Annotated in this window: 1 pseudogene; it reads left to right on the plus strand. The window is 36.7% G+C overall.

The window, feature by feature from the left end:
• Positions 1-96: 96 nt before the first annotated feature.
• A pseudogene (locus tag HRG09_RS28035) lies at positions 97-1466 on the plus strand (IS1182 family transposase); the annotation flags it as partial.
• Between the last annotated feature and the right edge of the window lie 91 nt (positions 1467-1557).

Below are 1557 nucleotides of genomic sequence, written 5' to 3' on the forward strand. Positions count from 1 at the left end.
CAGGCTGTGGAGAAAGTCTTCTCCACAGCCTGTTTTTGTGTCTTAATCTCTTTTTCTGTGTCAACACTGATAAAAAAGGAAAAGGAGAGGTTTCTTATGATGGGTGCATTCAAAAATCATCGCGATAAACGCGTATCAGTTTCTGTAGAAGAACTAGTTCCACAAGACCATTTTCTTCGTGCGATTGAAGCAACAATTAGTTTTGATTTTATTGAAGAAAAACTACGTCCTTATTACTGTGAAAATAATGGTCGTCCTTCTATTCATCCTATCGTTCTATTTAAGATGATGTTTATTGGATATTTTTATGGTATCCGCTCGGAACGTCAGCTAGAAAAAGAAATCAAAACAAATATCGCTTACCGTTGGTTTTTAGGATTTTCCCTATCAGATACGATTCCAGATCATTCTACAATCAGTTGGAATCGCCGTACTCGTTTCATCCATACAAATATTTTTGAAGAAATCTTTGAAGAAATTGTGAGTCAAGCGACGGAGCACCGTATGGTGGGAGGACGCGCATTGATGACAGATTCTACACACATTAAGGCTAATGCCAATAAAAATAAATTTGTACATAAATATAAAAAAGAAAAGCCAAAGTTTTATATAGATGAACTAGAAGCTGCGGTTATTAAAGATCGTGAGCTACATGGAAAAAAGAATTAAAACCTAGAAAGGAAAGTGATACCCCTACTAAAAAAACTCGTATAAGTACAACTGATCCAGATAGTGGATTTTTAATGAGGGATGGAAAACCGAACGGTTTTCATTTCTTAGATCATCGTACGACTGATGCGAAGTACAATATTATTACAGATACCTATATAACGGCTGGAAATATGGCAGATTCCGAGCCGTATTTAGCACGCCTACAAGCTCAAATTGATAAATTTGGATTCAAAGTTGAAGCTGTAGCTCTTGATGCAGGCTATTTTACAGGTTATATCTGTAAGAAACTATCAGAACAGAATATATTTATGGTGATGGGGTATCGCCGATTTGGAAAACGAAATCAAGAAGTACCAAAAAGTAAATTTAAATATGAAACAGAAACAAATGTATTTGCTTGTCCAATGGGATGTATTTTAGAATATGCGACAACGGATCGCGAAGGGTATCGTCAATACAAATCGCATCCAGAAGACTGCGCTGTGTGCCCACTACGTAAGGATTGCTTTTCAGAGAAACAAAAACAAAAAGTTATCACTCATCATATATGGGAGAAATATAAAGATATCGCTAGAAAAAACAAGCTAACAGCTACAGGGAAAAAACTGTATAAAGTACGCTGTTCGACTATAGAGCGAAGCTTTGCGGACGCCAAAGAACTACATGGCTATCGATATGCTCGATTTCGTGGGCTGAAGTATGTCCAAATGCAGGCATATCTCACAGCAGCTTGTCAAAACATGAAAAAAATAGCCCTTCACCTGACCAAAAAGGGTCAGGTGAAGGGCTATTTTCTTGGTTTCTATCACTTATTATTGTTTTCATTTAATAAAATTCAAAAGATGTCAGAGTGTTGGAAACCCTAAAGGGTTTCTCAACACTCTG

Origin of the sequence: Bacillus sp. Xin1, from assembly GCF_013314535.1 — a bacterium.
Taxonomy (GTDB): Bacteria; Bacillota; Bacilli; order Bacillales; family Bacillaceae_G; genus Bacillus_A.